Raw genomic sequence first — 26,073 nt, forward strand, 5'->3', positions numbered from 1 at the left:
TCCGTGAGGGCGGCCTCCGTGCGGCCACAGGTCGGTAACGGAGGGGACAGAAGGGGTTTTCCGTCTGGTCTACGCGCGTTACGCTGCGGCGGAACCAGCGCCTGGTTTGGGCGCTTGCACAAAGGAGTCACGTTCCATGCGCCGGGTGTCCCGTATCGCGGTTGCGGGCGTTGCAACCGCAGCTCTCGCTGTCACCGTCTCCGCCTGTGGCAGTTCGTCCAGCAAGTCCTCGGGCGGCGAGGGCAAGAACCTCGGCCTCGCCCTGGCCTACGACGTCGGCGGCAAGGGCGACCAGTCCTTCAACGACGCCGCGACCTCGGGCCTGGAGCGCGCCGACAAGGAGTTCGGCTACAAGAGCACGGCCGTCGAGCCGCAGGACGGCGAGTCCGACGCGGACAAGGTGCAGCGCCTGGAGACGCTGGCCAAGCAGGGCTACAACCCGGTGATCGGCGTCGGCTTCGCCTACGCGCCGGCCGTCAAGGAGGTCGCCGCGAAGTACCCGAAGGTCACCTTCGGCATCGTCGACGACAACACCATCAAGGCGTCCAACGTCGCCGATCTGGTGTTCCACGAGGAGCAGGCGTCCTACCTCGCCGGTGTCGCCGCCGCCAAGACGACCAAGTCGAACACCGTCGGTTTCGTCGGCGGTGTGGACGTCCCGCTCATCCACAAGTTCGAGGCGGGCTTCAAGCAGGGCGTCGCGGACACCAAGAAGGGCGTCACGGTCAAGTCGCAGTACCTGACCGAGACCGCGGCCGAGGGCGGCTTCGCCAGCCCGGACAAGGGCGAGAACGCGGCCAACGGCCAGATCGACGCCCATGCCGATGTCGTGTACGCCGCCGCGGGCCTGTCCGGTCAGGGCGTGATCAAGGCCGCCGCCGCGCACAAGATCTGGGCCATCGGCGTCGACTCCGACCAGTACAAGCAGGACGCGCTGGCCAAGTACAAGGACTCGATCCTCACCTCGGCCATGAAGGACGTCCAGGGCGCCGTGTTCAACCTGGCCAAGTCGGTCAAGGACGGCAAGCCGCAGACCGGTGAGGTGCGGGCCAGCCTGTCCACCGGCGGCGTGAGCCTGTCCGACTCCAACCCCGTCTTCAAGAACAACGCCGGCCTCCAGGCCGCGCTGAAGAAGGCCGAGGAAGGCATCAAGAGCGGCTCCATCAAGGTCAAGACCTCCTGACCCAGCGGTCGTGACCGGCCTGGAACCTTTCCGGGCATGGTCAGGGCGACGCTGCGATGGCAGCGTGGCAGCGTTACGGCCACGGAACGGGGTGCGGGAAGCATGACGGATCTCCGCACCCCGTTCGCGCGGCAGAATGCTCGGCACGGATCGGAAGTGAAACGAATTCGATCAGTCCCGAGCACTATTTAAAGCAGGGGCGCTACGCGCGTAGAGCGGCCCCTTTCCTGAGGAGAGTGCGCCATCGACGCGTCCAGCAGCCCTCCGCTCACCGCTCAGTCGACAGCCGCGGTCGAGCTCGCGGGCATCACGAAGCGATTCCCCGGAGTCGTCGCCAACCACGACATCCGCCTGACGGTCCGCAAGGGCACCGTCCATGCCCTCGTCGGCGAGAACGGCGCCGGCAAGTCGACCCTGATGAAGATCCTCTACGGCATGCAGAAGCCGGACGAGGGCACCATCACCGTCGACGGCGAGCAGGTGAGCTTCAACAGCCCCGCCGACGCCATCGCCCGCGGCATCGGCATGGTCCACCAGCACTTCATGCTGGCCGACAACCTGACCGTCCTGGAGAACGTGGTCCTCGGCAGCGAGAAGCTGCACGGCATCGGCGGCGCCGCGCGCAAGAAGATCAAGGAGATATCCGACCGCTACGGCCTCGGAGTGCGCCCCGACGCCCTCGTCGAGAACCTCGGCGTCGCCGACCGCCAGCGGGTGGAGATCCTCAAGGTCCTCTACCGCGGCGCGAGGACCCTCATCCTCGACGAGCCGACCGCCGTGCTCGTCCCGCAGGAGGTCGACGCTCTCTTCGACAACCTGCGCGAGCTGAAGTCCGAGGGCCTGTCCGTCATCTTCATCTCCCACAAGCTGGGCGAGGTCCTCTCGGCCGCCGACGACATCACGGTCATCCGGCGCGGCACCACGGTCGGCACCGCCGTCCCCGCCGAGACCACCCCGCGCCAGCTCGCCGAGATGATGGTGGGCAGCGAACTGCCGACGCCGGAGACAGCCGAGTCGACGGTCACCGACCGTCCCGTGCTCACCGTCGACAAGCTGCGCCTGGAGGCCGAGGGCGGCCGTCCCGTCCTGGACGACATCACCTTCACCATCCACGCCGGTGAGGTCCTCGGCCTCGCGGGTGTGGAGGGCAACGGTCAGACCGAGCTGATCGAGGCCCTCGTCGGCCTCCAGCACGCCGACTCCGGCACGATCTCCCTCCTCGGCGAGAACATCACCCCCTGGCCCACCCGCAGGCGCCGGGAGTCCGGCGTCGGCTACATCCCCGAGGACCGCCACCGCCACGGCCTGCTCCTGGAAGCCCCGCTGTGGGAGAACCGCATCCTCGGGCACGTCACCGAGCGCCCCAACGCCAAGGGCTTCTGGCTCGACCCCAAGGGCGCCCAGGCCGACACCCGCCGGATCGTCGAGGAGTACGACGTCCGCACCCCCGGGATCGACGTCACCGCGGCCTCCCTGTCCGGCGGCAACCAGCAGAAGCTGATCGTCGGCCGTGAGATGAGCCACAACCCGAAGTTCCTCATCGCCGCCCACCCCACCCGAGGCGTGGACGTGGGAGCCCAGGCGCAGATCTGGGACCAGATCCGCGAGGCCCGCCGCGAGGGCCTGGCCGTGCTCCTGATCTCCGCCGACCTGGACGAGCTGATCGGCCTGTCCGACACCCTGCGGGTGATCTACAACGGCAGGTTCGTCGCCGACGCCGATCCGTCCACCATCACCCCGGAGGAACTCGGCTCGGCCATGACGGGCGCCGCCGCAGGCCACCTGGAACCCGCAGAGACCACCGACGACGACGCCGGTCCGGAGGACGAGGCCCGATGAAGAAGTTCGACAAGGAGCGGGTGCTCCTCGCGGTGGCCGGCCCGGTCATCGCGCTCGTCGCGGCGATCGTGCTGACCTCGGTCGTACTGATCGCCTCGGGCAAGAACCCGATCGAGCCGTACACGCTGATGCTCCAGCAGGCCGGGTACTCCGACGTCCAGGTACTGATCCTGAACCAGGCGTCGATGTACTACCTGGCCGCGCTCGCGGTCGCCGTCGGCTTCCGCATGAACCTGTTCAACATCGGTGTCGACGGCCAGTACCGGCTCGCCGCGATGATGACCGCCGTGGTCGGCGCCCACCTCGCCCTGCCGTCCTTCCTGCAGATCCCCGTCCTGCTCATCGTGGGCATGCTCACGGGCGCCTTCTGGGCCGGCATCGCGGGCATCCTGAAGGTCACCCGCGGCGTGAGCGAGGTCGTGGCGACGATCATGCTCAACTCCATCGCCACCAGCGTCATCGGCTACCTCACCCTGAACAGCGTCTGGGGCGTGCAGGTCGGCAACAACTCCACGACCGGCGTCATGAAGAACTCCGGCTGGGTCCCCGGCATCGACCTCGGCTCCGACGTCGGCGAGATCTACGGCCTGGTCTTCCTCGCCATCGTCATGGGCGTCGTCTACTGGGTCGTCCTCAACCGCACCCGCTTCGGCTTCGACCTGCGCGCCACCGGCGAGTCCGAGTCCGCCGCCGCGGCATCCGGCGTCGACGCCAAGAAGATGGTCCTCACCGCCATGCTGATCTCCGGCGCGGTCGCGGGCCTGTCAGGCCTGCCGCTGCTGCTCGGCGACGCACACACCTACAGCCTGAGCTTCCCCACGGGACTCGGCTTCACCGGCATCACCATCGCCCTGCTCGGCCGCAACAACCCGGTCGGCATCGCCTTCGCCGCCCTGCTTGTCGCCTTCCTCGACAAGGCGTCCCCCGCCCTCGACTACGCCACCCCCGTGGCGTACGAGAAGGAGATCGCCACGATCATGCAGGGCCTGATCGTCTTCGCGGTCGTCATCTCCTACGAGGCCGTACGCCAGTGGGGCCTGCGCCGCCAGCAGAAGCAGGTCGGCCTGGAACTCGCCGCGGCCGCCGCCCAGAACAACTCCGAGAAGAAGGAGGTGGCGGCCCGATGACCACTGCGACCATCGCCAAGCCGCAGGCGAAGCAGCCCGGCAAGGGCAGCCGCCGGTTCTCCCTCCCGGTGCTCCTGCTGATCATCGCGGGCGTACTGGTCCTGACCTCCGTCGTCCGCCTGATCACCGGCGCGGACGGCATCACCTCCACCGGGCAGATGTCCACCGCGCTGCGCCTGGCCGTCCCGATCGGCCTCGCCGGACTCGGCGGTCTGTGGGCCGAGCGGGCGGGCGTCGTCAACATCGGCCTCGAAGGCATGATGATCCTCGGTACCTGGTTCGGCGCCTGGGCCGGCTACCAGTGGGGACCGTGGACCGGTGTCCTGTTCGGCATCATCGGCGGCTGCCTCGGCGCGATCCTGCACGCGGTCGCCACGGTGACGTTCAACGTCAACCACATCGTCTCCGGTGTGGCCATCAACATCCTGGCCCTCGGCACCACCCGCTACCTGTCGAAGTTCACCTTCGAGGGCGTCCCGCAGGGCTCCTCCAAGCAGTCCCCGCCGATCGACTCGCTGGGCACCTTCTCCATTCCCGGCCTGTCGCACTGGCTGGACACGCTCAACGAGAAGCACTGGTTCCTGGTCTCCGACCTGGCCGGCCTGGTCGGCGGCCTGATCACCGACCTGTCGCCGCTCACCGTCATCGCCGTGGCCCTCGTACCCGTCTCCTGGTGGGTGCTCTGGCGCACCGCCTTCGGGCTGCGGCTGCGCTCCTGCGGCGAGAACCCGGTGGCCGCCGAGTCCCTCGGTGTCAACGTCTACAAGTACAAGTACCTGGCCGTGATCATCTCCGGCGGCTTCGCCGGCCTGGGCGGTGCCTTCCTGTCCATCGTCGCCTCGAACGTCTACCTCGACGGGCAGACCGCGGGCCGCGGCTACATCGGCCTCGCGGCCATGATCTTCGGCAACTGGATGCCGGGCGGCCTCGCCCTCGGCGCCGGTCTGTTCGGTTACACCGACAGCCTGAACCTGCGCGGCGGCACCAGCAACGTCCACGCGCTGATCCTGCTGCTGGCGATCCTGCTGGTGTTCGGTGTGGCGTACCTGGTGTGGAAGAAGAAGCTCGTTCCGGCCGTCATCACCGCCGTGATCTCGGCGCTGATGTTCGTCTGGTACGTGGGTACGGACGATGTGCCCAAGCAGGTCGTGACCGCCACCCCGTACATCGTCACCCTGCTGGTGCTGTCGCTGTCCGCGCAGCACCTGCGGATGCCGAAGGCGGACGGACTGCCGTACCGGAAGGGACAAGGCAAGTGACACAGGACGCGACGACCGTCGACTGGGCGGGTCTGCGCGAGGAGGCGCGGGCGGCGATGAGCCGGGCCTACGCCCCCTACTCGGGCTACCCGGTCGGGGTCGCCGCCCTGGTCGACGACGGGCGTACCGTCACCGGCTGCAACGTCGAGAACGCCTCCTACGGGATCGGCCTGTGCGCCGAGTGCGGTCTCGTCTCGCAGCTCCAGAACAGCGGCGGTGGCCGGCTGACCCACTTCACCTGCGTGGACGGCAACGGCGACATCCTCGTGCCGTGCGGGCGCTGCCGGCAGCTGCTGTACGAGTTCGGCGGGCCGGACCTGCTGCTGGAGACCCCGGCGGGCATCCTGCCGCTGTCCGAGATGCTCCCGCAGGCCTTCGGGCCGGACCATCTCGTCAAGTAAGTCCCGTGCGGTCCCTCCGCGCCCTCCGTGGCACGCAGGGGCCGCACCCCCGGGAACACCCTTCGCACCCTGGAAGGAAACGAACGCCATGGCCATGGACGCCATCTCCGTCATCCGTACCAAGCGGGACCGCGGCGCACTCAGCGACGAGCAGATCGACTGGGTCATCGACGCGTACACCCGCGGGGAGGTCGCCGACGAGCAGATGTCCGCGCTCGCCATGGCCATCCTGCTCAACGGCATGGACCGCAGGGAGATCGCCCGCTGGACCGCCGCGATGATCGCCTCCGGCGAGCGCATGGACTTCTCCTCGCTGTCCCGTCCCACTGCCGACAAGCACTCCACCGGCGGCGTCGGCGACAAGATCACCCTGCCGCTGGCCCCGCTGGTCGCCGCCTGCGGCGCGGCCGTCCCGCAGCTGTCCGGCCGCGGCCTCGGCCACACCGGCGGCACCCTGGACAAGCTGGAGTCGATCCCCGGCTGGCGCGCCCTGCTGTCCAACGAGGAGATGCTGTCCGTGCTGGACGGCGTCGGCGCCGTGATCTGCGCGGCCGGTGACGGCCTCGCACCCGCCGACAAGAAGCTCTACGCCCTGCGGGACGTGACCGGCACCGTCGAGGCGATCCCGCTGATCGCCTCCTCCATCATGTCGAAGAAGATCGCCGAGGGCACCGGCTCGCTGGTCCTGGACGTCAAGGTCGGCTCCGGCGCCTTCATGAAGACGATCGAGAACGCGCGGGAACTGGCGTCCACCATGGTCGGCCTCGGTACCGACCACGGCGTGCGGACGGTCGCGCTGCTGACGGACATGTCGACCCCGCTCGGCCTCACGGCGGGCAACGCGCTGGAGATCCGCGAGTCGGTGGAGGTGCTGGCGGGCGGCGGCCCGGCGGACGTCGTCGAACTGACCCTCGCGCTCGCCCGGGAGATGCTGGACGCGGCCGGCCTGAAGGACGCCGACCCGGCCAAGGCGCTGGCGGACGGCTCCGCGATGGACGTCTGGCGCCGCATGATCGCCGCGCAGGGCGGCGACCCGGACGCGCCGCTGCCCACCTCGAAGGAGCAGCACGTGATCACGGCCGCCACCTCCGGCGTCCTCACCCGCCTGGACGCCTACGACATCGGCGTCGCCGCCTGGCGCCTCGGCGCGGGCCGCGCCCGCAAGGAGGACCCGGTGCAGGCGGCGGCGGGCGTGGAACTGCACGCCAAGCCCGGCGACACGGTCACCGCGGGCCAGCCCCTGCTGACCTTGCACACGGACACCCCCGAACGCTTCGCGTACGCGCTCCAGGCGACGGAGGGCTCGTACGACATCGCCCCGTCCGGCACGGACTTCACCGCTTCCCCGGTGGTGCTGGAACGTATCGCCTGACCTGGGGTTTCCCCGTCTGGGTGAACGGGACCGGTGGACCTCCGCCGGTCCCGTTCGGCATGCTGGGACCGGTGACGCAGCGATAGGAGAAACCGCCATGAGCGCACTCACCGTGAGCCAGGACCCCGACCAGAGCTGGGACGACCTCGTCCGGTTCTGGGAGGAGATGGAATGGCCCGAGGGCAGCAAGGTGGAGATCATCGAGGGGATCATCACCGTGTCACCCGCTCCCGCACCCCGCCACAACGTGATCGCGGAGCGGATCCACCGTCGCCTCTACTCCGTGATCCCCGATGACTGGGGGGTCTACCAGACGCTGGCCGTCGCCGTGCCGTCGCGGTTGGGCATGCTCATCCCGGATCTGGTGGTGGCTCCGGTGCTGGAGTGCAGGGAGATGGACACCCATGTTGCCGCTGCCGTGGCGGAACTCGTCGTGGAGGTGACGTCCAAGTCGAACGCCCGCCACGACCGCATCAGCAAGCCCGCCGCCTACGCCACCGCGGGCGTCCCGCTCTACCTCCTCGTCGACCGCTGGCCCCCGACGGCCCGACCACCACGCTCTACGGAGAACCCAAGGGCGACCTCTACCGCCCCCTGGTCACCGCCAAGTTCGGTGAGCCGGTCGAGCTCCCCTCCCCCTTCGGCCTCGTCCTCGACACCAGCGAATTCCCGGTCGACTGACGTCCCCTCATCCCAACACCGCCGCCACCCCCACCAGTACAGGCACCGCCAGGACGGTCGACAGCAGGATCGACTCGCGGGCCAGGGTCTCGCCCACCTGGTAGCGGCTCGCGTACGTGAACAGGTTCTGGGCGGCGGGCAGGGCCGAGGTCACCACCACGTCCAGCAGGGCCGCGCCGTGCAGGCCGAAGACGCCCGCCGCCAGGGCCCAGGCGGCCACCGGCTGGCCCACTGACTTCAGCGCCACCGAAAGCAGCACCGGATGACGGTCCCGCCCCCGACCCGGGGCCGCGCTGCCGCGCAGGGCGATGCCGAAGGCCAGCAGGACGGCCGGGACGGACATGCCCGCGATCAGGGTCAGCGGCTCCAGAACCGGGCCGGGGACGCGCACACCGCTCGCGGAGACCGCCACACCGCTCAGTGCGCCCACCGCGATCGGATTGCGCAGCGGCGTGAGCAACCGCCGCCACAGCGGGCCCTTCTCGCCCGCGCCGGACAGGTCGAGCACCGTCAGCGCGACCGGTGTGACGACGATCTGCTGGAACAGCAGGACCGGCGCGACCAGCGAGGCGTCGCCGAGGACGTACGCGGCGATGGGGATGCCGAGGTTGCCGGAGTTGACGTAACTGGAGCACAGCGCGCCGATCGTGGTGCGGCCCACCCCCCAGCGCCGTACGACGCCGACCGCCGTGAAGACGCCCGCCGCCGCCACCGTGCTCATCGCCGTCACGAGGAGCCGGCTGGAGAACACCACCGACAGGTCGGCCCGGGCGAGTGTCGTGAACAGCAGTGCCGGGGTGGCCACCTGGAAGGCCAGCCGGGTCAGCACCTCGCGGCCCTGGTCGCCGAGCGAACCGCGCCGGCCGAGCACGTACCCGACGCCGATGACGACCGCGATGACCGCGAACCCGGTCAGCACCCCGCGCACGCGGCCCCCTCGGCGCACGGGCGGCCGTCAAGTGTCCGGGGCGGTACGGGCGGTGCTGATCGTCGGCGCATGCCGCCCACCCTCCGCGGCGGCGGGGGAGCGGGTCAATGTGATCTCCGCCGGGGCCGGGCGGATCAGCGGCGGAGCCCGTCCGGCAGCCGCTGGGGCGGGAGGTCGAGTTCTCCCCGCTCGCCGACCGACCTTCCCTCCGGAACGCGGGCGCAGCCCGAGGACGCGGAGACGGCGAGGCGGTCGTGGGGGTAGGTGCGGACATACACGTTCGCGTCACTGCCGGGCGGAGTCGCCAGCAGAGAGACGTCCCCGTTGACCGCCGTCGACGCGGTGACCTTCCAGTCCTGCCGCCGCAGTTCCGTACGGGCCCGCCGCAGCGCCGCCTGTCCCGCGCCGTGCGTGACGTCCTTCAGCGCCCACTCGCTGCTGACGGTGATCACACCGGGCACGCTCGCAGGCGTGTCCTTCAGCTGGTCCGCCAGGTGGCTCAGGCCGGTGTACGGACAGTCGGCCCCCGTCCTGCGGCCCTGGCGCAGCCACTGGTCGTCCAGTGCGGCCTCCGGCAGGCCGAGGGCCGTATAGACCTCGCGGGTACGGGCGTCCAGCCGGTCGGCGGTGACGGACGGGTCGGCGACCGGGTACGACTCCCCGTCCCACCACTGCCGCGCCGTCACGCCCGCTCCCAGTGACAGGGCGGCGGCCACGGTGAGGGCTGCGGCGAACGTCACCCGGAGCCTGCGGCCCTTGCGGCCCTTGTGACCGAGCCCGGTCGGTCGCGGGTGGTGTGCGGGTGGGGAGGACGGACCTTGTCTCATGCGCAACATGCTGCTGCCGACGGCGGGCCCCGGCCTGAGCGCGCGTACTCAAAGCGCGTACTCACTCTTCGCGCGGGCGATGAGTTCCGGTGGGGCCGCCGGTCTACCGCACATGGATGCCAGGACACCCGCCGTGCTCGTGCTGCCCGGCCCCGTCACGCGTGACGAGGTGGCCGGGCTCTGCGCCGACGTGCGGTCGCTGCTCGAAGCCGGACCGCCCCCGGTCGTCGTCTGTGATGTCGGCGGGCTGGGGCCGCCCGGCCTCGCGGCCGTCGACCTGCTGGCGCGGCTCCAGCTCACCGCCCGGCGGGCCGGCGGACGAATCCGCCTGCGCGACCCCGACCCCGCGCTACACGCCCTGCTGAACCTGGTCGGCCTCGCCTTCGAGGTGGAGCGGGAGCCCGAAGAGCGGGAACCACCGCTGGGTGTCCAGGAAGCAGTGGAACCCGGCGATCCGGCCCGCTGAGATCTCCAGCACCTGCACGGCCCAGGGGGCGTAGCCGCCCTTGTCCGGGTCCGGCTTGTACTGCGCGAACGCGGGCAGGCCGTTGGCCTCGACCGGCACCAGCCGCGAGTTCGCGCAGGCCGCGCCCATCGTCGTCATGAAGCCGGTGATGTCCGCCGAACCCGTCAGCCACAGGTCGAACGGCGGCATCGTCATGATCGCGTCCTCGTGCAGCAGCGCGGTCAGCGCCGTCATGTCGTACCCCTCGAACGCCTTCACGTAGCGCTCCAGGAGCTTCTGCTGCTGCTCGTCCAGCGGGTCGGACACGGCGGCGCGGGCACCGGCGTCGTCGCGCTCGGCGAGCGTGGCGCGGGCCCGTTGCAGGGCGCTGTTGACCGAGGCGACCGTCGTGCCCAGCAGCTCGGCGACCTCGCTCGCCTTCCAGGCCAGCACCTCGCGCAGGATCAGCACCGCGCGCTGCTTGGGCGGGAGCTGCTGGAGCACGGCCATGAAGGCGAGCCGCACGGACTCCTTGGCGACCGCCGCCTCCGCCGGGTCCTCGACGGCGGGCAGCACTCGGCCGTCCGGCATCGGCTCCAGCCACGTGTTGTCGGGGCGCGGCGCCAGGGCGGCCCGGGCCAGGGGCGTCGACTCGGTCAGGTCCATCGGCCTGGCCCGCTTGTTGCCCGCCGACAGCATGTCCAGGCACACGTTGGTCGCGATCCGGTACAGCCAGGAGCGCAGGCTCGAACGGCCCTCGAAGCGGTCGTGGCTGCGCCAGGCGCGCACCATCGTGTCCTGGACCGCGTCCTCCGCCTCGAAGGACGAACCGAGCATGCGGTAGCAGTAACCGGTCAGCTCGACCCGGTACTTCTCCAGCTGCATGTCGAGGTCCGCCGTCGCCGCCGCGCCGTTGCCCATCGTCGTCCACCCACCCCTGTGGCCGTCACGTCCGGGGTGCGTCCTCGCACCCAGCACTTCGGAAGCTACCGCAGCCCACTGACAACGGCCCCCGGACCGGAAGAACAGCAGGCCAAAGGATGGCCGCACTCTCGACGATCGCGTCCGCCGTGTCTGTCGCGACCATCGCGTCCGCCGCGACCGCCATCGCGTCCGCGGCGACCGCCGTTGCCCTCGCGGTCGTCTACGCCGCCGCCGGCTCCGTGCGCCCGTCCCGCGCTCCCGCGCGCCGGGCCGCCCGCGAGCCGAGCACCGTGATCGTCACGACGCCCGCGACCGCGAGGAGACCCACCCCGACGGTCCCGCCCCAGCCCTGGGCGTGGAAGGCCGTCGCGCCGACCGTGCTGCCGACGCTGGAGCCGATGTAGTACGCGGACTGGTAGAGGGCGGAGGCCTGCGCGCGGCCGTGGGCGGCGGTCCTGCTGACCGCCGAGGAGGCGACCGCGTGACCGGCGAAGAAGCCCGCCGTGATCAGCACCAGGCCCAGCAGGACGAGGACGACGGAGCCCAGCAGGGACACCAGCAGCCCCGCCGCCGTGGTGCCGCCCGCCAGGTACAGCGCGCCCCGGCGGCCCACCCGGCCCACCAGGCGGCCGGCCGTCGACGCCGACACCGTGCCCACCAGGTACACCAGGAAGATCGACCCGATGATGCCCTGCGGGAGGGAGAACGGCGCCTCGGTCAGGCGGTACCCGATCACCGTGTAGACCCCGCCGAACACCGTCATGAACAGCGCGCCGATCGCGTAGAGACGGCGCAGCAGCGGGTTGGCCAGGTGGTCGCGGACCGTGCCGGCCAGCACGCGCGGGCGCAGCGAGCCAGGCGTGAAGTGGCGCGGCGCCGGCAGCAGCACGCGGAAGGCCACCGCGCACGCCACCGCGATCAGGCCGACGATGCCGACGGCGACCCGCCAGCCCCACTCCTGGGCGACCCAGCCGGTGATGACCCGGCCGCTCATCCCGCCCACGCTGTTGCCCGCCACGAACAGGCCGATCGCCGTGACCAGCGCCTTGGGGCGGACCTCTTCGGCCAGGTACGCCTGCGCCGAGGCCGGCAGCCCGGCGAGCGCGGCGCCCTGCAGCGCCCGCAGCGCCACCAGCGCGCCCAGCGACGGGGCGAAGGGCACCAGCAGACCGACGGCCACCGCGACCGCCAGCGACGCCGTCATCACCGTACGCCGCCCGAAACGCTCCGACAGCGCGCTCATCGGCAGGACGAAGAGCGCGAGGCCCCCGGTCGCCGCCGCCACCGTCCAGCTCGCCTCGCTCGCCGCCACCCCGAACTCGCCGGAGATCAGCGGGAGCAGTGCCTGCGTGGAGTACAGCAGCGCGAAGGTGGCGACCCCGGCGAGGAAGAGGGCGAGGCTCATCCGGCGGTAGCCGGGGCCGCCCGGCGCCATCCGGGAGTCGGCGGCAGGGGAAGCGGCAAACGCGTCAGGAGGGGCGGCGGAAGAGGCGGTGGGGGCGGCGGACGCGGCGCCCACGACGGTGGACGCCCCGGTATCGGCGGGAGACATGCTTCGACGGTAGGAAGCCCGCGTTCATCCGTCCAATGCATGGACTCGCCATAATCGTTCCTATGGTGCATCAGCAGAGGTCACAGCGACGCGTGTCACCGTCCGGTGACACAGAAGTCATGGCGAGGAGCGGCGAGGAGGTCACGCGGCTGCTCGCGCCCCGGCTCGCGTACTTCGCCGGTGTCGCCCGCACCGAGCACGTGACCCGCGCCGCGCAGGAGATGCGGGTCCCGCAGTCCACCCTGTCCCGGGCCATGGTCCGCCTGGAGCAGGACCTCGGCGTCGACCTGTTCGCCAGGCGCGGCCGTACGGTGTCCCTCACGCCCGCCGGGCGCACCTTCCTCGGCTCCGTCGAACGCGCCCTCGCCGAGGTCAGGCGCGCCGCCGAGGAGGTGCGCGCCGACGCCGACCCGGCCACCGGCAAGGTCGCCTTCGGCTTCCTGCACACCATGGGCGCCGAGACCGTGCCCGGCCTGCTCCAGGCCTTCCGCGCCGACCATCCCCGCGTCCGATTCAGCCTGGTGCAGAACTACGGCGAGGCCATGCTGGAGCGGCTGCGCGCGGGCGAACTCGACCTCTGCCTCACCTCACCGGTCCCCGACGCCCCCGACCTCGTCGCCCGGCGCCTGGACGAGCAGAAGCTGCGGCTGGTCGTCCCCGCGGACCACCGGCTCGCCGCGCGGCGCCGCGTCCGGCTGGCCGAGGCCGCCGAGGAGACCTTCGTGACCCTGGAGCCCGGCTACGGCATGCGCCGGATCGCCGACGCGCTGTGCCGGGAGGCGGGTTTCACCCCGCGGATCGCCTTCGAGGGGGAGGAGACGGAGACCCTGCGGGGCCTGGTGGCGGCCGGGCTCGGGGTCGCCCTCCTGCCGCCGCCGGCCGTCCCCCGGCCGGGAGTGGCCGAACTGACGGTCACGGCGCCGCGCGCGGTGCGCGAGATCGGTGTCGCCTGGCTGGAGGGCCATCCGGACACGCCACCGGTGGCGGCCTTCAAGAAGTTCCTGCTCTCCCGGCGGGGCAGGCTGCTGCCGTAGCCCAGGACGACGTCGAGGCCCCGGTGTGCCGCCGCGAGGAGGCCCTGCCGGAGGGTCACTGCCGCAGCGACCTGCCGAACCCCGCCGCGAGCGGCATCCGCAGCCCGAGCGGCGGCGGTGCCGCCAGCGCGTCCTGCACCGGTCGCGACAGCACCCGGCCGAACAGCGCGCCCATCACGAAGTTCGCCGTGAGCGCCCGTACTTCGTCCCGGTACTGGTGCAACCCGTGTCCGTCGGCGTGGACTTCGAACCGGCACACGTCACGGTTCGCCTTCTTCGCGCGCTCCGCGAACCGGAAGGACAGCTCGGGGTCGGTGCGTTCGTCGTTCGTGCCGTGCACGATCAGCACCTGCCGGCCGGCGAGCTGCTTCACCGGTTCGGGCGAGGCGGCGACGTCGTCCTCGGGCAGCCAGGGGGCGATCGCCACCACCGAGTTGACGGCCTCGTGCCCGGCGGCGTGCAGCGCCGCCCGGCCGCCCATGTCGAGCCCGGCCAGGCACACGGGGACGTCTCCGTAGCGCCGTACGGTCTCCTCGACGGCCCAGGTCGCGTCGTGCGCGAGGTGGGCCTCGCTGCCGTTCCAGCCGCGGTAGCGGTAGCGCACCACGTGGGTGGCAAGGCCCTCGGCGCGGCCCGCGCGGGCCAGCCCGCGACCGAGCGTGCGCACGGCGGCGGCGGCCAGTGCGGAGGGCCCGCGCGCGGACACCTCCCGGCCCGCCGGGAGCAGCAGCACCGCCCCGCTCACCGCTCTCGGCTCCGGGCCGAGCGTCCTCCCCAGCCGGGCCGTGCGAACCGGCGTCGCTTGCTGTGCCATGGCAGAACAGTGTCAGAAGGCCCGGTGTACGCGACCCGTCCGTGCGGTCACCGTTACGTATCGACCAAGGCGCACAGGCGCGTACCGGCCACCCATGTGGCGTACACCCGACGGTCCGTACGACCGCACGCACGCACGGCCGCGAGTACCGCGCTCTCTACGCGCGTAGGCGTTACAGTGCGGAAATGACGAGCCAGCCTGCCCAGCCGGGGAGTGCCCCTGCCCACCGGGGGAGCGTCCCGAGCCGTGACCAGATCCGCCGGGCGCCCAAGGTTCTGCTGCACGACCACCTCGACGGCGGGCTGCGTCCCGCGACCGTCGTGGAACTGGCCCGCGCCGGCGGCTACTCCCGACTGCCCGAGGGCGACCCGGAGAAGCTCGGCCTGTGGTTCCGCGAGGCCGCCGACTCCGGCTCCCTGGAGCGGTACCTGGAGACCTTCTCGCACACGGTCGGCGTGATGCAGACCCGCGACGCGCTCGTCCGGGTCGCCCGCGAGTGCGCCGAGGACCTCGCCGCGGACGGTGTCGTCTACGCCGAGGTGCGCTACGCCCCCGAGCAGCACCTGGAGGGCGGGCTGAGCCTTCAGGAGGTCGTCGAGGCGGTCGACCAGGGCTTCCGGGAAGGGGAGGGGGCCGCGCTCGCGCAGGGGCGCCGCATCCGCGTCGGCGCCCTGCTCACCGCCATGCGGCACGCCGCCCGCTCCCTGGAGATCGCCGAACTCGCCGACCGGTACCGGGACGCGGGGGTCGTCGGCTTCGACATCGCGGGTGCCGAGGCCGGCTACCCGCCCACCCGGCACCTGGACGCCTTCGAGCTCCTGAAGCGGGCCAACAACCACTTCACCATCCACGCCGGTGAGGCCTTCGGGTTGCCGTCCATCTGGCAGGCACTGCAGTGGTGCGGCGCCGACCGGCTGGGACACGGGGTGCGGATCATCGACGACATCCACGTCCGCGCGGACGGCACGGTCGAGCTCGGACGCCTGGCCGCCTACGTCCGGGACAAGCGCGTCCCGCTGGAACTGTGCCCCAGTTCCAACCTCCAGACCGGCGCCGCCGCCTCCTACGCGGAGCACCCGATCGGTCTGCTGCGGCGCCTGTTCTTCCGCGCCACGGTCAACACGGACAACCGGCTCATGTCCGGTACGAGCATGAGCCGGGAATTCGAGCACCTTGTCGACGCATTCGGTTACACGCTCGACGACATGCAGTGGTTCTCCGTCAATGCGATGAAATCAGCGTTCATTCCTTTCGATGAACGACTGGCGATGATCAATGACGTCCTCAAACCCGGATATGCGGCCCTGAAATCCGAATGGCTGTTCCCGCAGACCGCTTCCACCAGCGGTTCTACGGACTTGGAGGGCTGAACCCGCATATGCGGAGGGGCTGTGCCACGAACGGGATTCACAACCCGTCCGCATTTCGATGTTTGCGGTGCGGCACTCGCCGTGTTTACGGTCGAGGACCGCTCAGTCCCCCGTCTTCCAGTCAAGGACGCATTTTCATGAAGCAGTCTGCCGTCAAGACCCTCGGTGTCGCCGCCCTCGGTGCCGCGTTCGCCGCGGCCGGCGCGGGTGCCGCGAACGCCGCGCCGGCCGCCCCGGACGCCGGCCAGGCGCTCGGCACCGTCAGCAAGGCGCTCCCCACGGAGAACGTCACCAAGACGCTCCCGGGTGCCGGTCAGGCGCTCAACCAGGCCAAGCCGGCCGTCGAGACGGGCCTCGCCGCCGCCCAGCCGGTGGCCCAGAGCATGCTGGAGCACGGCCCGACCGCCCCGGTCGCCGGTCTGCTCGGCGGGCTGCCCGTGAAGGGCCTGCCCACGCACGGCCTGCCGGTGAACGGCCTGCCGCTGGGCTGAGCCGCACCCGCGTCGGCAGTGGTGCCGGTACGTCGCCGGGGCGCACCCCTTGCTTCAGGGTGCGCCCCGGCGGCGTCGTGCGCTGCGGCTACCAGGCCGTGCGCGCCGCCTTGCCCTCGGCGGGCAGCAGGATCCACAGCGCGATGTAGAGCAGGAACTGCGGGCCGGGCAGCAGGCAGGAGAGCAGGAAGATCACGCGCATCGTCGTCGCGGAGGTGCCGAAGCGGCGGGCCAGGGCGGCGCACACTCCGCCGATCACGCGGCCGTGGGTGGGGCGGGAAAGGGCGCTCATCTCGGTGCCTCCGTGGGCTGTCGGTGCGGGGCCTCCCCGTCGGCGGCCCCGTCTGACGACCACGCTACGGAGACGAAGGGGGCAAAGCGTCGCTCCAAGGGGCGATCCCGACCCTGGGAATCGTCGGGGTCCGTCCCTGAGGGGCGTCCTCCGGTCGTACGGCCGGCCCGCCCTGCCGCTCCGCCCTGCGACGGAGGCGGGCGCGCGCCGCGGGGACCAGCACGACGTGGGCGAGCGCCACGCCGAGGGTGTTCAGGAGCAGGGTGTCGACGTCCACCACGCGGCCGGGCACACCGGTCTGCAGGAGGGCGATGCCGAGCGACACCAGGGCGCCGGCGGCGGTCGTACGGACCCAGGACGGCACGGGCGAGGAATCGGTCCTGCCGTGCACCAGCGGCAGCAGCACTCCGAGGGGGGCCAGCAGCACCAGCCCCTCACCGATGCGCCGGGCCGCCTCGGCACCGCCGAGCGCGAGGTCGGCGCGGATGGTGGCGAACGGCCGCAGATTGGCGGGCATCACCCACGGAACGTCCAGCGGCCGCAGCATCAGCCAGGCGACGAACGAGAGATGGGCGACGAGGAGGACACCCCCTGTCACGCGGACGCGGAACGCGGCGCTGCCGCCGATGGAGCCTTGAAGCTGCACGCCCCCCTAGACGCGCCCCCCGCCGCGAACGGTTCCGGCGAAATGCGGCACACCCCACGATGAGTCCCATGCCACACGGGGGCGCGGGAACGGGGGCGTGCCCGGCGTGGCACGGAGCGGGGCGGCCCCGCCCCACTCCGTGCCCGCGTTCGTCCCGGCCCTCAGGCCCCTGTGACCTCCGTGGACGGGGGTTTCGTCGTGCCGGGGTGGGAGCGGAGGTCGTCGGTGCAGTCGTAGCGGTGCAGGTGGGGGCCGGTGGGACCGCCGAGGACCACCGAGCCGTCGCCCTCGGCCGCCGCAGAGTCGGACAGGGTGCAGACGATCTGCGCGAGCGCGTACGGGTCGAGGCCGCTCGGCGCGGTGCTCAGCCGCAGGCTGTCCTCGGGGTCCTTCGGGCGCGGCCCGGAGACGGTCAGACCGGCCGGGACGTGCGTGGTGTACCCGGCCGCCTTCTCGCTGGGCGACGGCGGTGCCGCGAGCTGGGTCAGCAGGCCGCCGGCCACGATCACCCGCCGTCGCGCGTCCGCCGTGCCCTCCGGCACCCGCACCACGCGGTCCACCGTGACCAACGACGAGCCGCACAGCAGGAACGCCTGCACCGGCACCCCGCGCGAGGCCTGCGTGGCCAGGTCGGGCTGGGACAGCGAGCACGGCACCCGGGAGGGCGCCCCGCCGAAGTCCGTGGGCACCCCGGTCGGCCGGATCCCGCACCCGGCGAGCAGCAGGGCCAGAGCCGGCAGCGCCAGCAGCGGCCGGTGGACGGACGCCCGGCGTCCGCGGGTCCCGCGCGCCCTCACCGGGCACCCCCCTTCGCACCGTCGGCCGTGCCCGGCCCGGTGCCGTTCGTGCTGGTGCCGTTACTGCCGTTACTGCCGTTGTCCCGCGCCCCGCCGCCGCCCGCCGCGGCCTCGCCGGGCTCCTCGGTGAGCGCGGAGGCGTCCCGCGGCAGCCGCAGCGTGAACACCGCGCCCCCCTCGGGCGAGTTGGCCGCGGTGATGTCACCGCCGTGGATGTGGGCGTTGTTCAGGGCGATGGACAGACCCAGTCCGCTGCCCTCCGACCGCGGCCGGGAGGCGCTCGCCTTGTAGAACCGGTCGAAGACGTGCGGCAGGACGTCCTCGGGGATGCCGGGGCCGTGGTCGCGCACCTGGATGACGATCTCCGCGTCCTGGGCCGTCTCCCCGGCCGACTCGCGCACCGACACCCGCACCGGCGAACCGCCGTGCTTGAGCGCGTTGCCGATCAGGTTGGCGAGGATGACGTCGAGGCGGCGCGGGTCCAGCCGGGCGTGCAGGCCGCGCTCCGCGTCCAGTTCCACCGCGTCCAGCCAGGCACGCGCGTCGATGCACGCGGTGATCTGGTCGGCGAGGTCGACGTCGTCCAGCACCAGCCGGGCGGTGCCCGCGTCGAAGCGGGTGACCTCCATCAGGTTCTCGACCAGGTCGTTCAGCCGCCGGGTCTCGCTCACCACCAGCCGTACCGCCGGCTCGATCATGGGATCGATGCCGCCGCCCTCGAACTCCAGCTCGTCCTCAAGGACCTCCGTCACGGCGGTGATGGCGGTCAGCGGCGTCCGCAGCTCATGGCTCATGTCCGCCACGAAGCGCCGGGACGCCTCGTCCCGTGCGGCCATGTCCGCGACCCGTTTCTCCAGCGCCTCCGCCGCGTTGTTGAACGTCCGTGACAGATCGGCGAGTTCGTCCGTGCCGGACACCCTCAGCCGGGTGTCGAGGCGCCCCTCGCCGAGCCGCCGCGCGGCCACCCCCAGCCGGTGCACCGGCTTCAGCACGGTCGTCGCCGCCGCCTGCGCGAGCAGCGCGGCCCCGACCAGCGCCAGCGCGGTCGCGATCCCCAGCGACCAGGCCAGCGAGTTGAGGTCCTTGGCCTCCGGCTCCAGCGACTTGAGCATGTAACCGGTCGGACCGCCCCCGATCACCTTCGTGCCGGCCACCAGGTACGGCGTGCCGTGCTCGGTCACCCGCTGCCAGTACAGGTGGTACGCCGACTTGTTCCCCGAGGAGAGCGACTGCTCCTTGTTCACCGCGGTCCGCAGCGACTCCGGCACGTCCTCCAGCGCGAACCCGCTCAGGCCGCCGGAACTGGCGTACACCGCACGTCCGTTCGCGTCCTGGCCCACCAGCAGCACGCTGAACCGCTGGCTGCTGCCCGCCATCTGCCCGGCGGTGCGCTGCAACTGGTCCTGTCCGGGGTGCACCGGCAGCGTGCCCGCACGGTTCTGCATCTCCTGCCGGAAGTCACGCAGCACCGCGTCCTGCGCGCGCGTCAGCACCGCCTCGCGGTTGAGCCAGTACGCGATCCCGGACGCCGACACGGCGGCCGTCAGCGCCACCAGCGCGAAGACGACGACCAGCCGCAGCCGCAGACTGGTGAACCGCCACCGGGACAGCACTCCCTTGCGTTCCGCGGCCCCGCCGGCGGACCCCCCTTGCTCCTTCGTCACTGAGGCGCGTCCAGGCGGTAACCGACGCCGCGCACGGTCCGGATCAGTGTCGGCGAGGACGGGACGTCCTCCACCTTGGCCCGCAGCCGCTGCACACAGGCGTCCACGAGCCGCGAGTCACCGAGGTAGTCGTGCTCCCACACCAGCCGCAGCAACTGCTGCCGGGACAGCGCCTGACCGGGCCGCCGGCTCAGCTCCAGGAGCAGCCGCAGCTCGGTCGGCGTGAGCTGCAGGTCCTCGCCGTTCTTCGTCACCGTCATCGCCGAGCGGTCGATGACCAGGCTGCCGAAGGCCGCCGCGTCGTTCGCCTCCCGCTCGCCGCGCCGCAGCACCGCCCGGATCCGGGCGTCCAGCACGCGGCCCTGCACGGGCTTGACAACGTAGTCGTCGGCGCCGGACTCCAGGCCCACCACCACGTCGATGTCGTCGGTGCGCGCGGTGAGCAGGATGATCGGCAACTGGTCCGTGCGCCGGATGCGCCGGCACACCTCGAACCCGTCGATGCCGGGCAGCATCACGTCCAGCACGATCAGGTCCGGCCGCTGCTCGCGCAACAGCTTCAGACCGTCCTCACCACTGGCAGCAGTGGCCACCCGGTGTCCCTGGCGCGTCAGTGAGAGCTCCAGGGCCGTCCGGATGGCGTCGTCGTCCTCGATCAGCAACAGGGAAGGCACGAGCCTCATTCTGGCCCATGCGGGGCCGGGGTTTCGACACCCGTACGGCTCCCCGCGGACGGATCGGCGACTTGAGGCCCTGTGACAGGTCTGTGACAGTCGGCGGACACGGTCATGAAGTGCCCCGGGCAAGCTTTTCGTCACCGGCAAGGAATGATCCGAAGACCAGAGGTCCACCGACGGGGGGCGCGAGATGAACACGCTGCACAGCACCAGCACCAGCGCAGTGGTCACGCGTCTGCACGACGTGACCCGCGGACCGGAGAAGTCCGGCGCGGCGGGAGCGCGGGGATGCGCCCGCGGCACCGGACGTCAGCACACCGCGTACATGACGGTGGTCGACACGCACACGGGGGAAACGCAGGGGGGAGCCGCGTACGGGGAGGCCTCGGGGGAGCGCCGCAGCCCGTCGGAGGCGGAGTTCACCGCCTACGTCCAGGAGCGCCGCGCCTCCCTGTACGCCACCGCCTACCACCTCACCGGCGACCGCTTCGAGGCCGAGGACCTGCTGCAGAGCGCGCTGTTCTCGACCTACCGGGCGTGGGACCGGATCAGTGACAAGGCGGCCGTCGGCGGATACCTCCGCCGCACCATGACCAACCTGCACATCAGCGCCTGGCGGCGCCGCAAGCTCAACGAGTACCCGACCGAGGAACTGCCGGAGACGCCCGGCGACACGGACGCGATGCGCGGCACCGAGCTGCGCGCGGTCCTGTGGCAGGCACTCGCCCGGCTGCCCGAACTCCAGCGCACCATGCTGGTCCTGCGCTACTACGAGGGCCGCACGGACCCGGAGATCGCGGACATCCTCGGCATCAGCGTCGGCACGGTGAAGTCCAGCATCTGGCGCTCGCTGCGCCGGCTGCGCGAGGACGAGGTCCTCAGCTTCGGCCGTGACCACGAGGAGTCCTTCGGCGAACTGGTCGCCTGACCCGAACCGCCGGAGGTCTGGGGGAAACGGGGGAAACAGGGGGGAGTCACGGGGAAGCGGGGGAGCACAGGGGAGCGGGGCTGGAGGGCCGGGGGGTCCGTCCAGTCCCGCTTCCGCTTGCGCCCGCCCGGCCGCGGCGCGGTGACGCCGCCGCGGGGCCGTCGCTACGCCGCCGTGCGCGTCCTCCCCTGCCGGCCCGCCGCCGCTGCCGCCAGCCGGCCCAACGCCTCGTCCCGGCCGCAGGCATGGGCACCCAGCGAGACCTGGCGGCTCACGATCGCCCGCTCGGCCCGCATCAGCCGCCAGCCACGGCGCAGCAGGAACGGCACCGACTTGCGGCCCTCCTTCAGATCCCGCAGGAAACGCCGCCGGAAGGTGGTGACCGCGCCCCGGGTCAGGCACAGCGCGTCGGCCAGCACGCCCAGTTCACGGCAGCGGTCCACGATCTCCGCCGCGAAGATCCCCTCCGCGACGAACAGCGGCGTACGCCCGATGTGCAGCGTCTCCTCGCCGGTGCGGGCGCTGCGCCCGATGTCGTACACCGGTACGCCCGTGGAGCCCGTCGCGCACAGCCGGGTGATCGCCGCCACGGCGACGTCGGCGTCCCACGAGCCGGGATGGTCCCAGTCGATGTCCGAACTCCCCGCCACCAGCGGCAGCGTGGGGTCGTCGCCCTCCTTGTAGAAGTCGTCGAGGCGCAGCACGGGCAGCCCGGAACGGGCGGCGACCAGGGACTTGCCCGAGCCCGAGGGACCGCAGAGCAGCACGACACGGGCGGGTGACGGGGGATGAAGGCTCACGGAACACCAGTTTGACGCATGGTGGCTCTCCTGCCGACCCCGCGGGTCGGCTTTGGTGCGTGGCCCGCGTCTCAACTACCCTGTGCGCTGTTCCCGTTACTCTGCGCATCAGAAGGCGGCACCGAAATGGCCCGACAGGCCCGACACGCGTCCGTGTCCGTTCCCCGTCCCACCGTCCGGCGCGCCCTGATCGCCGTGACGGCCGCAGGTGCCGCCCTGGGCGCGGGCGCGGCGACCGCCGCGGCGGAGAGCCTCCCCATCCTGGGCGGCGAGTACCAGACCGGCTCCGTCGGCAAGGTCGACCCGCAGGCGGGCCTGCGGGCGATGACGGGGATCGTCGGCTACGTCACCGGTCCGGTGGCCGGTCTCAAGCCCAACCCGCTGGCGGGCACCGGCGTCGACCCGCTGGACAACGGCGTCGGCACCCAGCTCGCGGACTTCAAGCCGCTGACCTCGCAGACGCTCACCCACCCGGTGGCGCAGGCGCCGTCGCTGGGGAGCGTTCCGCTGCTGGGACAGGCGCTCGGCGCGGTGCGCTGACCGCCTGAGCGTCCCCGCCCGCGCGAGAGAGCCGCGGCTTCCCCGGACGGAGGGAAGCCGCGGCTCTCGTCCGTGTGGCCGCGGGCCGTCGCCGCGGCAGCGCCGGTGCCGTCAGTACGACGAACCCGAGGCGCCCAGCGACCCGGTCGGGTGCCAGACCGTCTTCGTCTCCAGGAACGCCGTCATGCGGTCGGTGCCCGGCGTCGCCGACCAGTTGTCCACAGGCTGTGGACGCAGGACGCGCTTGAGGTTGTCCGCCGCCGCGATCTCCAGCTCCTTCGCCAGCGCCTCGTCGGCGCCCGCGAGGTCGATCGCGTTGACGTCCCCGTGGGCGGCGAGCGGCGCCGCGATCTCCGCCGTACGGCCGGAGAGGACGTTGACCACGCCGCCGGGGAGGTCGGAGGTGGCCAGCACCTCGCCCAGGGAGAGGGCGGGGAGCGGGGACTTCTCGCTGGCGATCACCACCGCCGTGTTGCCGGTCGCGATCACCGGGGCGATCACCGAGACCAGGCCCAGGAACGACGACTCCTGCGGGGCCAGGACGGCCACGACGCCGGTCGGCTCGGGCGAGGAGAGGTTGAAGAACGGCCCCGCGACCGGGTTGGTGCCGCCCATCACCTGGGCGATCTTGTCGGTCCAGCCCGCGTACCAGACCCAGCGGTCGATCGTGGCGTCCACGACCGCCGCCGCCTTGGGCCCGGAAAGGCCCTCCGCGTCGGCGACCTCGCGCACGAACTGCTCGCGGCGGCCCTCCAGCATCTCGGCCACGCGGTAGAGGATCTGGCCGCGGTTGTACGCGGTCGCACCCGACCAGCCGCCGAACGCCTTGCGGGCGGCCACGACCGCGTCGCGGGCGTCCTTGCGGGAGGCGAGCGGGACGTTCGCCAGCCAGTTGCCCTCTGCGTCGCTCACCTCGTACACCCGGCCGCTCTCGGAACGCGGGAACTTCCCGCCGACGTACAGCTTGTAGGTCTTGAAGACGGAGAGGCGCGATTCGGTCTTCCCGGCCTTCTCCGACTTCTCGATCTTCTCGGTCTTCGCCGTCTTCTCAGACATCGAGGTACGCCTCCAGGCCGTGGCGGCCGCCCTCGCGGCCGAAGCCCGACTCCTTGTAGCCGCCGAACGGCGACGTCGGGTCGAACTTGTTGAACGTGTTGGACCAGATCACGCCCGCGCGGAGCTTGCTCGCGACGGCGAGGATCCTCGACCCCTTCTCGGTCCAGATGCCCGCGCTCAGGCCGTACTGGGTGTTGTTCGCCTTGGCGACCGCCTCGTCCGGCGTGCGGAAGGTGAGGACGGACAGCACCGGGCCGAAGATCTCGTCACGGGCGATGGTGTGCGCCTGCGTGACACCGGTGAACAGCGTCGGCGCGAACCAGTAGCCGGAGGCGGGCAGTTCGCAGGACGGGGACCAGCGCTCGGCGCCCTCCGCCTCGCCGCGGTCGGCCAGCGCGGTGATCCGGGCCAGCTGCTCGGCGGAGTTGATCGCGCCGATGTCCGTGTTCTTGTCCAGCGGGTCGCCCAGGCGGAGGGTGCTCAGGCGCCGCTTGAGGGCGTCCAGCACCTCGTCGTGGACCGACTCCTGCACGAGGAGGCGGGAGCCCGCGCAGCACACCTGCCCCTGGTTGAAGAAGATGCCGGTGACGATGCCCTCGACGGCCTGGTCGACGGGGGCGTCGTCGAAGACGATGTTGGCGCCCTTGCCGCCCAGTTCCAGGGTGAGCTTCTTGCCCGTGCCCGCCACCGTCCGCGCGATCTCCTTGCCGACGGCCGTGGAGCCGGTGAAGGCGACCTTGTCGACGTCCGGGTGCGCGACGAGCGTGGCGCCCGCGTCGCCGTAGCCCGGCAGGATGTTGACGACGCCCTTGGGCAGGCCCGCCTGGCGGCAGACGTCCGCGAAGAAGAGGGCGGAGAGGGGGGTCGTCTCGGCGGGCTTGAGGACCACTGTGTTGCCGGTCGCCAGGGCCGGGGCGATCTTCCACGCCAGCATCAGCAGGGGGAAGTTCCAGGGGATGACCTGACCGGCCACGCCGAGGGGCTTCGGGCCGGCGCCGAACCCGGCGTGGTCGAGTTTGTCGGCCCAGCCCGCGTAGTAGAAGAAGTGGGCGGCCACCAGGGGGAGGTCCGCGTCGCGGGTCTCCTTGATCGGCTTGCCGTTGTCCAGCGTCTCCAGGACGGCCAGCTCGCGGCTGCGCTCCTGGATGATCCGGGCGATGCGGAACAGGTACTTCGCGCGCTCGGAGCCCGGCAGCGCCGACCACTTCCGAAACGCCTTGCGGGCGGCCCGCACCGCGCGGTCGACGTCCGCCTCGCCCGCCTGGGCGACCTCGGAGAGGACCTCCTCGGTGGACGGGCTGACCGTCTTGAAGACCTTGCCGTCGGCCGCCTCCGTGAACTCGCCGTCGATGAACAGGCCGTAGGAGGGGGCGATGTCGACGACCGAGCGGGACTCGGGCGCGGGTGCGTACTCGAATGCGGATGCCATGGGGATCAGTCCACCGTCACGTAGTCGGGGCCGGAGTAGCGGCCGGTGGCCAGCTTCTGGCGCTGCATCAGCAGGTCGTTCAGAAGCGAGGAGGCGCCGAAGCGGAACCAGTGGTTGTCCAGCCAGTCCTCGCCCGCGGTCTCGTTGACCAGCACGAGGAACTTGATCGCGTCCTTGCTGGTGCGGATGCCGCCGGCCGGTTTCACGCCCACCTGCACGCCGGTCTGCGCCCGGAAGTCGCGTACGGCCTCCAGCATCAGGAGCGTGTTGGCGGGGGTCGCGTTGACCGCGACCTTTCCGGTGGAGGTCTTGATGAAGTCCGCCCCGGCGAGCATGCCGAGCCAGCTGGCGCGGCGGATGTTGTCGTACGTCGACAGCTCGCCGGTCTCGAAGATGACCTTCAGGCGGGCGGCGGTCCCGCACGCCTCCTTCACGGCGGTGATCTCGTCGAACACCTTCAGGTACCTGCCCGCGAGGAACGCCCCGCGGTCGATGACCATGTCGATCTCGTCGGCGCCGGCGGCGACGGCCTCGCGCACGTCGGCCAGCTTCACGTCGAGGGCGGCGCGGCCCGCGGGGAAGGCGGTGGCCACCGAGGCGACCTTGACGCCCGAACCGGCGACGGCCTCCTTCGCCGCGGCCACCATGTCCGGGTAGACGCAGACCGCGGCCGTGGTGGGGGCCGTACGGTCCGTCGGGTCGGGGTGGACCGCCTTGGCGCCGAGCGCCCGGACCTTGCCCGGGGTGTCCGCGCCTTCCAGCGTCGTCAGGTCGACCATCGAGATGGCGAGGTCGATGGCGTACGCCTTCGCGGTGGTCTTGATGGAACGGGTGCCGAGCGAGGCGGCGCGCGCCTCCAGGCCGACCGCGTCGACGCCGGGCAGCCCGTGCAGGAAGCGGCGCAGCGAGCTGTCGGACGCCGTGACGTCGGAGAGCGGCCGCGCGGAGGGTGCAGTAGTGGGCATGGTCACCAGAGGAGCATATCTACGCGCGTAGC

Annotated in this window: 26 protein-coding genes and 1 pseudogene; 13 read left to right on the forward strand and 14 right to left on the reverse strand. The window is 71.7% G+C overall.

The features are described from left to right. Nucleotides 1–136: 136 nt before the first annotated feature. The 7 genes and pseudogenes from AB0G56_RS37770 (at nt 137) to AB0G56_RS37800 (ending at nt 7,862) form a co-directional block, all read left to right on the forward strand. Nucleotides 137–1,183: a BMP family ABC transporter substrate-binding protein gene (locus AB0G56_RS37770; protein WP_360979392.1), complete on the forward strand. Its 1,047-nt coding sequence runs from the start codon at nt 137–139 to the stop codon at nt 1,181–1,183. A 243-nt stretch (nt 1,184–1,426) separates the two neighbouring features. Then, a complete protein-coding gene (locus tag AB0G56_RS37775; protein ID WP_360979487.1) occupies nt 1,427–3,022 on the forward strand; it encodes an ABC transporter ATP-binding protein in 1,596 nt (531 codons plus the stop codon). Beyond that, nucleotides 3,019–4,149 (forward strand): ABC transporter permease, encoded by a 1,131-nt coding sequence (locus AB0G56_RS37780; protein WP_360979395.1) that lies wholly within the window; start codon nt 3,019–3,021, stop codon nt 4,147–4,149. Before AB0G56_RS37775 ends, AB0G56_RS37780 begins: the two co-directional genes overlap by 4 nt. Beyond that, entirely contained in the window at nt 4,146–5,408 is a 1,263-nt protein-coding gene (locus AB0G56_RS37785) for an ABC transporter permease (protein ID WP_360979398.1), read from the forward strand. The genes AB0G56_RS37780 and AB0G56_RS37785 overlap by 4 nt, the downstream gene beginning before the upstream one ends. Then, complete coding sequence (locus tag AB0G56_RS37790; RefSeq protein ID WP_360979401.1) at nt 5,405–5,809, forward strand: cytidine deaminase; 405 nt, start codon at nt 5,405–5,407, stop codon at nt 5,807–5,809. Before AB0G56_RS37785 ends, AB0G56_RS37790 begins: the two co-directional genes overlap by 4 nt. 88 nt (nt 5,810–5,897) lie before the next feature. Beyond that, entirely contained in the window at nt 5,898–7,181 is a 1,284-nt protein-coding gene (locus AB0G56_RS37795; RefSeq protein WP_360979404.1) for a thymidine phosphorylase, read from the forward strand. Nucleotides 7,182–7,278: 97 nt separating this feature from the next. Further along, nucleotides 7,279–7,862: pseudogene (locus AB0G56_RS37800) on the forward strand (Uma2 family endonuclease). A 7-nt stretch (nt 7,863–7,869) separates the two neighbouring features. Here AB0G56_RS37800 and AB0G56_RS37805 read toward each other — a convergent pair. Continuing rightward, the gene (locus tag AB0G56_RS37805) at nt 7,870–8,790 is read right to left on the reverse strand and encodes an AEC family transporter (RefSeq protein ID WP_360979407.1); all 921 of its coding nucleotides are present in this window, start codon (nt 8,788–8,790) and stop codon (nt 7,870–7,872) included. A gap of 134 nt (nt 8,791–8,924) precedes the next feature. Further along, on the reverse strand, nt 8,925–9,617 hold the full coding sequence (locus AB0G56_RS37810) for a hypothetical protein (protein ID WP_360979410.1): 693 nt from the start codon (nt 9,615–9,617) through the stop codon (nt 8,925–8,927). 112 nt (nt 9,618–9,729) lie between these two features. Between AB0G56_RS37810 and AB0G56_RS37815 the strand changes: the two genes are divergently transcribed. Beyond that, a complete protein-coding gene (locus AB0G56_RS37815) occupies nt 9,730–10,083 on the forward strand; it encodes an STAS domain-containing protein (RefSeq protein ID WP_360979413.1) in 354 nt (117 codons plus the stop codon). Here the strand turns inward: AB0G56_RS37815 and AB0G56_RS37820 are convergent. Both AB0G56_RS37820 and AB0G56_RS37825 read right to left on the reverse strand, forming a co-directional pair. After that, entirely contained in the window at nt 9,967–10,983 is a 1,017-nt protein-coding gene (locus tag AB0G56_RS37820) for a sigma-70 family RNA polymerase sigma factor (protein WP_360979416.1), read from the reverse strand. The genes AB0G56_RS37815 and AB0G56_RS37820 overlap by 117 nt on opposite strands. A gap of 223 nt (nt 10,984–11,206) precedes the next feature. Continuing rightward, on the reverse strand, nt 11,207–12,538 hold the full coding sequence (locus AB0G56_RS37825) for an MFS transporter (RefSeq protein ID WP_360979419.1): 1,332 nt from the start codon (nt 12,536–12,538) through the stop codon (nt 11,207–11,209). 62 nt (nt 12,539–12,600) lie between these two features. Between AB0G56_RS37825 and AB0G56_RS37830 the strand changes: the two genes are divergently transcribed. Beyond that, nucleotides 12,601–13,572 (forward strand): LysR substrate-binding domain-containing protein, encoded by a 972-nt coding sequence (locus AB0G56_RS37830; protein WP_360979422.1) that lies wholly within the window; start codon nt 12,601–12,603, stop codon nt 13,570–13,572. 55 nt (nt 13,573–13,627) lie between these two features. Here AB0G56_RS37830 and AB0G56_RS37835 read toward each other — a convergent pair whose 3' ends face one another. Beyond that, complete coding sequence (locus tag AB0G56_RS37835) at nt 13,628–14,386, reverse strand: alpha/beta hydrolase (protein WP_360979425.1); 759 nt, start codon at nt 14,384–14,386, stop codon at nt 13,628–13,630. A gap of 185 nt (nt 14,387–14,571) precedes the next feature. Between AB0G56_RS37835 and AB0G56_RS37840 the strand changes: the two genes are divergently transcribed. Both AB0G56_RS37840 and AB0G56_RS37845 read left to right on the forward strand, forming a co-directional pair. Beyond that, a complete protein-coding gene (locus AB0G56_RS37840; protein WP_360979428.1) occupies nt 14,572–15,756 on the forward strand; it encodes an adenosine deaminase in 1,185 nt (394 codons plus the stop codon). Nucleotides 15,757–15,893: 137 nt separating this feature from the next. Next, nucleotides 15,894–16,247, forward strand: a complete 354-nt coding sequence (locus tag AB0G56_RS37845) for an ATP-binding protein (protein WP_360979431.1) — start codon at nt 15,894–15,896, stop codon at nt 16,245–16,247. Nucleotides 16,248–16,335: 88 nt separating this feature from the next. On the opposite strand, the gene AB0G56_RS37850 is transcribed toward AB0G56_RS37845, so the two are convergent. From AB0G56_RS37850 to afsQ1, 5 genes are all read right to left on the reverse strand, one after another. Then, complete coding sequence (locus AB0G56_RS37850) at nt 16,336–16,539, reverse strand: PspC domain-containing protein (RefSeq protein WP_360979434.1); 204 nt, start codon at nt 16,537–16,539, stop codon at nt 16,336–16,338. A 64-nt stretch (nt 16,540–16,603) separates the two neighbouring features. Further along, nucleotides 16,604–17,185 (reverse strand): VanZ family protein, encoded by a 582-nt coding sequence (locus AB0G56_RS37855; RefSeq protein ID WP_360979437.1) that lies wholly within the window; start codon nt 17,183–17,185, stop codon nt 16,604–16,606. Between the two features lie 161 nt (nt 17,186–17,346). After that, nucleotides 17,347–17,982 (reverse strand): hypothetical protein, encoded by a 636-nt coding sequence (locus AB0G56_RS37860; protein WP_360979440.1) that lies wholly within the window; start codon nt 17,980–17,982, stop codon nt 17,347–17,349. Continuing rightward, nucleotides 17,979–19,646 (reverse strand): HAMP domain-containing sensor histidine kinase, encoded by a 1,668-nt coding sequence (locus AB0G56_RS37865; protein WP_360979443.1) that lies wholly within the window; start codon nt 19,644–19,646, stop codon nt 17,979–17,981. The genes AB0G56_RS37860 and AB0G56_RS37865 overlap by 4 nt, the downstream gene beginning before the upstream one ends. Beyond that, nucleotides 19,643–20,320 carry a two-component system response regulator AfsQ1 gene (gene afsQ1, locus AB0G56_RS37870; RefSeq protein ID WP_360979446.1) on the reverse strand — a complete coding sequence of 226 codons (678 nt, stop codon included), beginning with the start codon at nt 20,318–20,320 and terminating at the stop codon, nt 19,643–19,645. The genes AB0G56_RS37865 and afsQ1 overlap by 4 nt, the downstream gene beginning before the upstream one ends. A gap of 193 nt (nt 20,321–20,513) precedes the next feature. Here afsQ1 and AB0G56_RS37875 point away from each other — a divergent pair, with 193 nt between their 5' ends. Continuing rightward, nucleotides 20,514–21,251 carry a SigE family RNA polymerase sigma factor gene (locus AB0G56_RS37875; RefSeq protein ID WP_360979449.1) on the forward strand — a complete coding sequence of 246 codons (738 nt, stop codon included), beginning with the start codon at nt 20,514–20,516 and terminating at the stop codon, nt 21,249–21,251. 164 nt (nt 21,252–21,415) lie between these two features. Here AB0G56_RS37875 and AB0G56_RS37880 read toward each other — a convergent pair whose 3' ends face one another. Next, nucleotides 21,416–22,051: a uridine kinase gene (locus AB0G56_RS37880; RefSeq protein WP_360979452.1), complete on the reverse strand. Its 636-nt coding sequence runs from the start codon at nt 22,049–22,051 to the stop codon at nt 21,416–21,418. A gap of 126 nt (nt 22,052–22,177) precedes the next feature. On the opposite strand from AB0G56_RS37880, the gene AB0G56_RS37885 reads away from it, so the two are divergent. Next, nucleotides 22,178–22,591 (forward strand): hypothetical protein, encoded by a 414-nt coding sequence (locus tag AB0G56_RS37885; protein WP_360979455.1) that lies wholly within the window; start codon nt 22,178–22,180, stop codon nt 22,589–22,591. A gap of 111 nt (nt 22,592–22,702) precedes the next feature. Here AB0G56_RS37885 and AB0G56_RS37890 read toward each other — a convergent pair whose 3' ends face one another. The 3 genes from AB0G56_RS37890 to deoC are packed head-to-tail and all read right to left on the reverse strand — an operon-like array spanning nt 22,703 to nt 26,041. Next, nucleotides 22,703–23,647 carry an aldehyde dehydrogenase family protein gene (locus AB0G56_RS37890; protein WP_360979458.1) on the reverse strand — a complete coding sequence of 315 codons (945 nt, stop codon included), beginning with the start codon at nt 23,645–23,647 and terminating at the stop codon, nt 22,703–22,705. After that, entirely contained in the window at nt 23,640–25,076 is a 1,437-nt protein-coding gene (locus tag AB0G56_RS37895; protein WP_360979461.1) for an aldehyde dehydrogenase family protein, read from the reverse strand. Before AB0G56_RS37895 ends, AB0G56_RS37890 begins: the two co-directional genes overlap by 8 nt. A 5-nt stretch (nt 25,077–25,081) precedes the next feature. Beyond that, nucleotides 25,082–26,041, reverse strand: a complete 960-nt coding sequence (gene deoC / locus AB0G56_RS37900) for a deoxyribose-phosphate aldolase (RefSeq protein WP_360979490.1) — start codon at nt 26,039–26,041, stop codon at nt 25,082–25,084. Nucleotides 26,042–26,073: the final 32 nt, after the last annotated feature.

Source organism: Streptomyces sp. NPDC021356, assembly GCF_040641015.1.
Classification (GTDB): domain Bacteria; phylum Actinomycetota; class Actinomycetes; order Streptomycetales; family Streptomycetaceae; genus Streptomyces.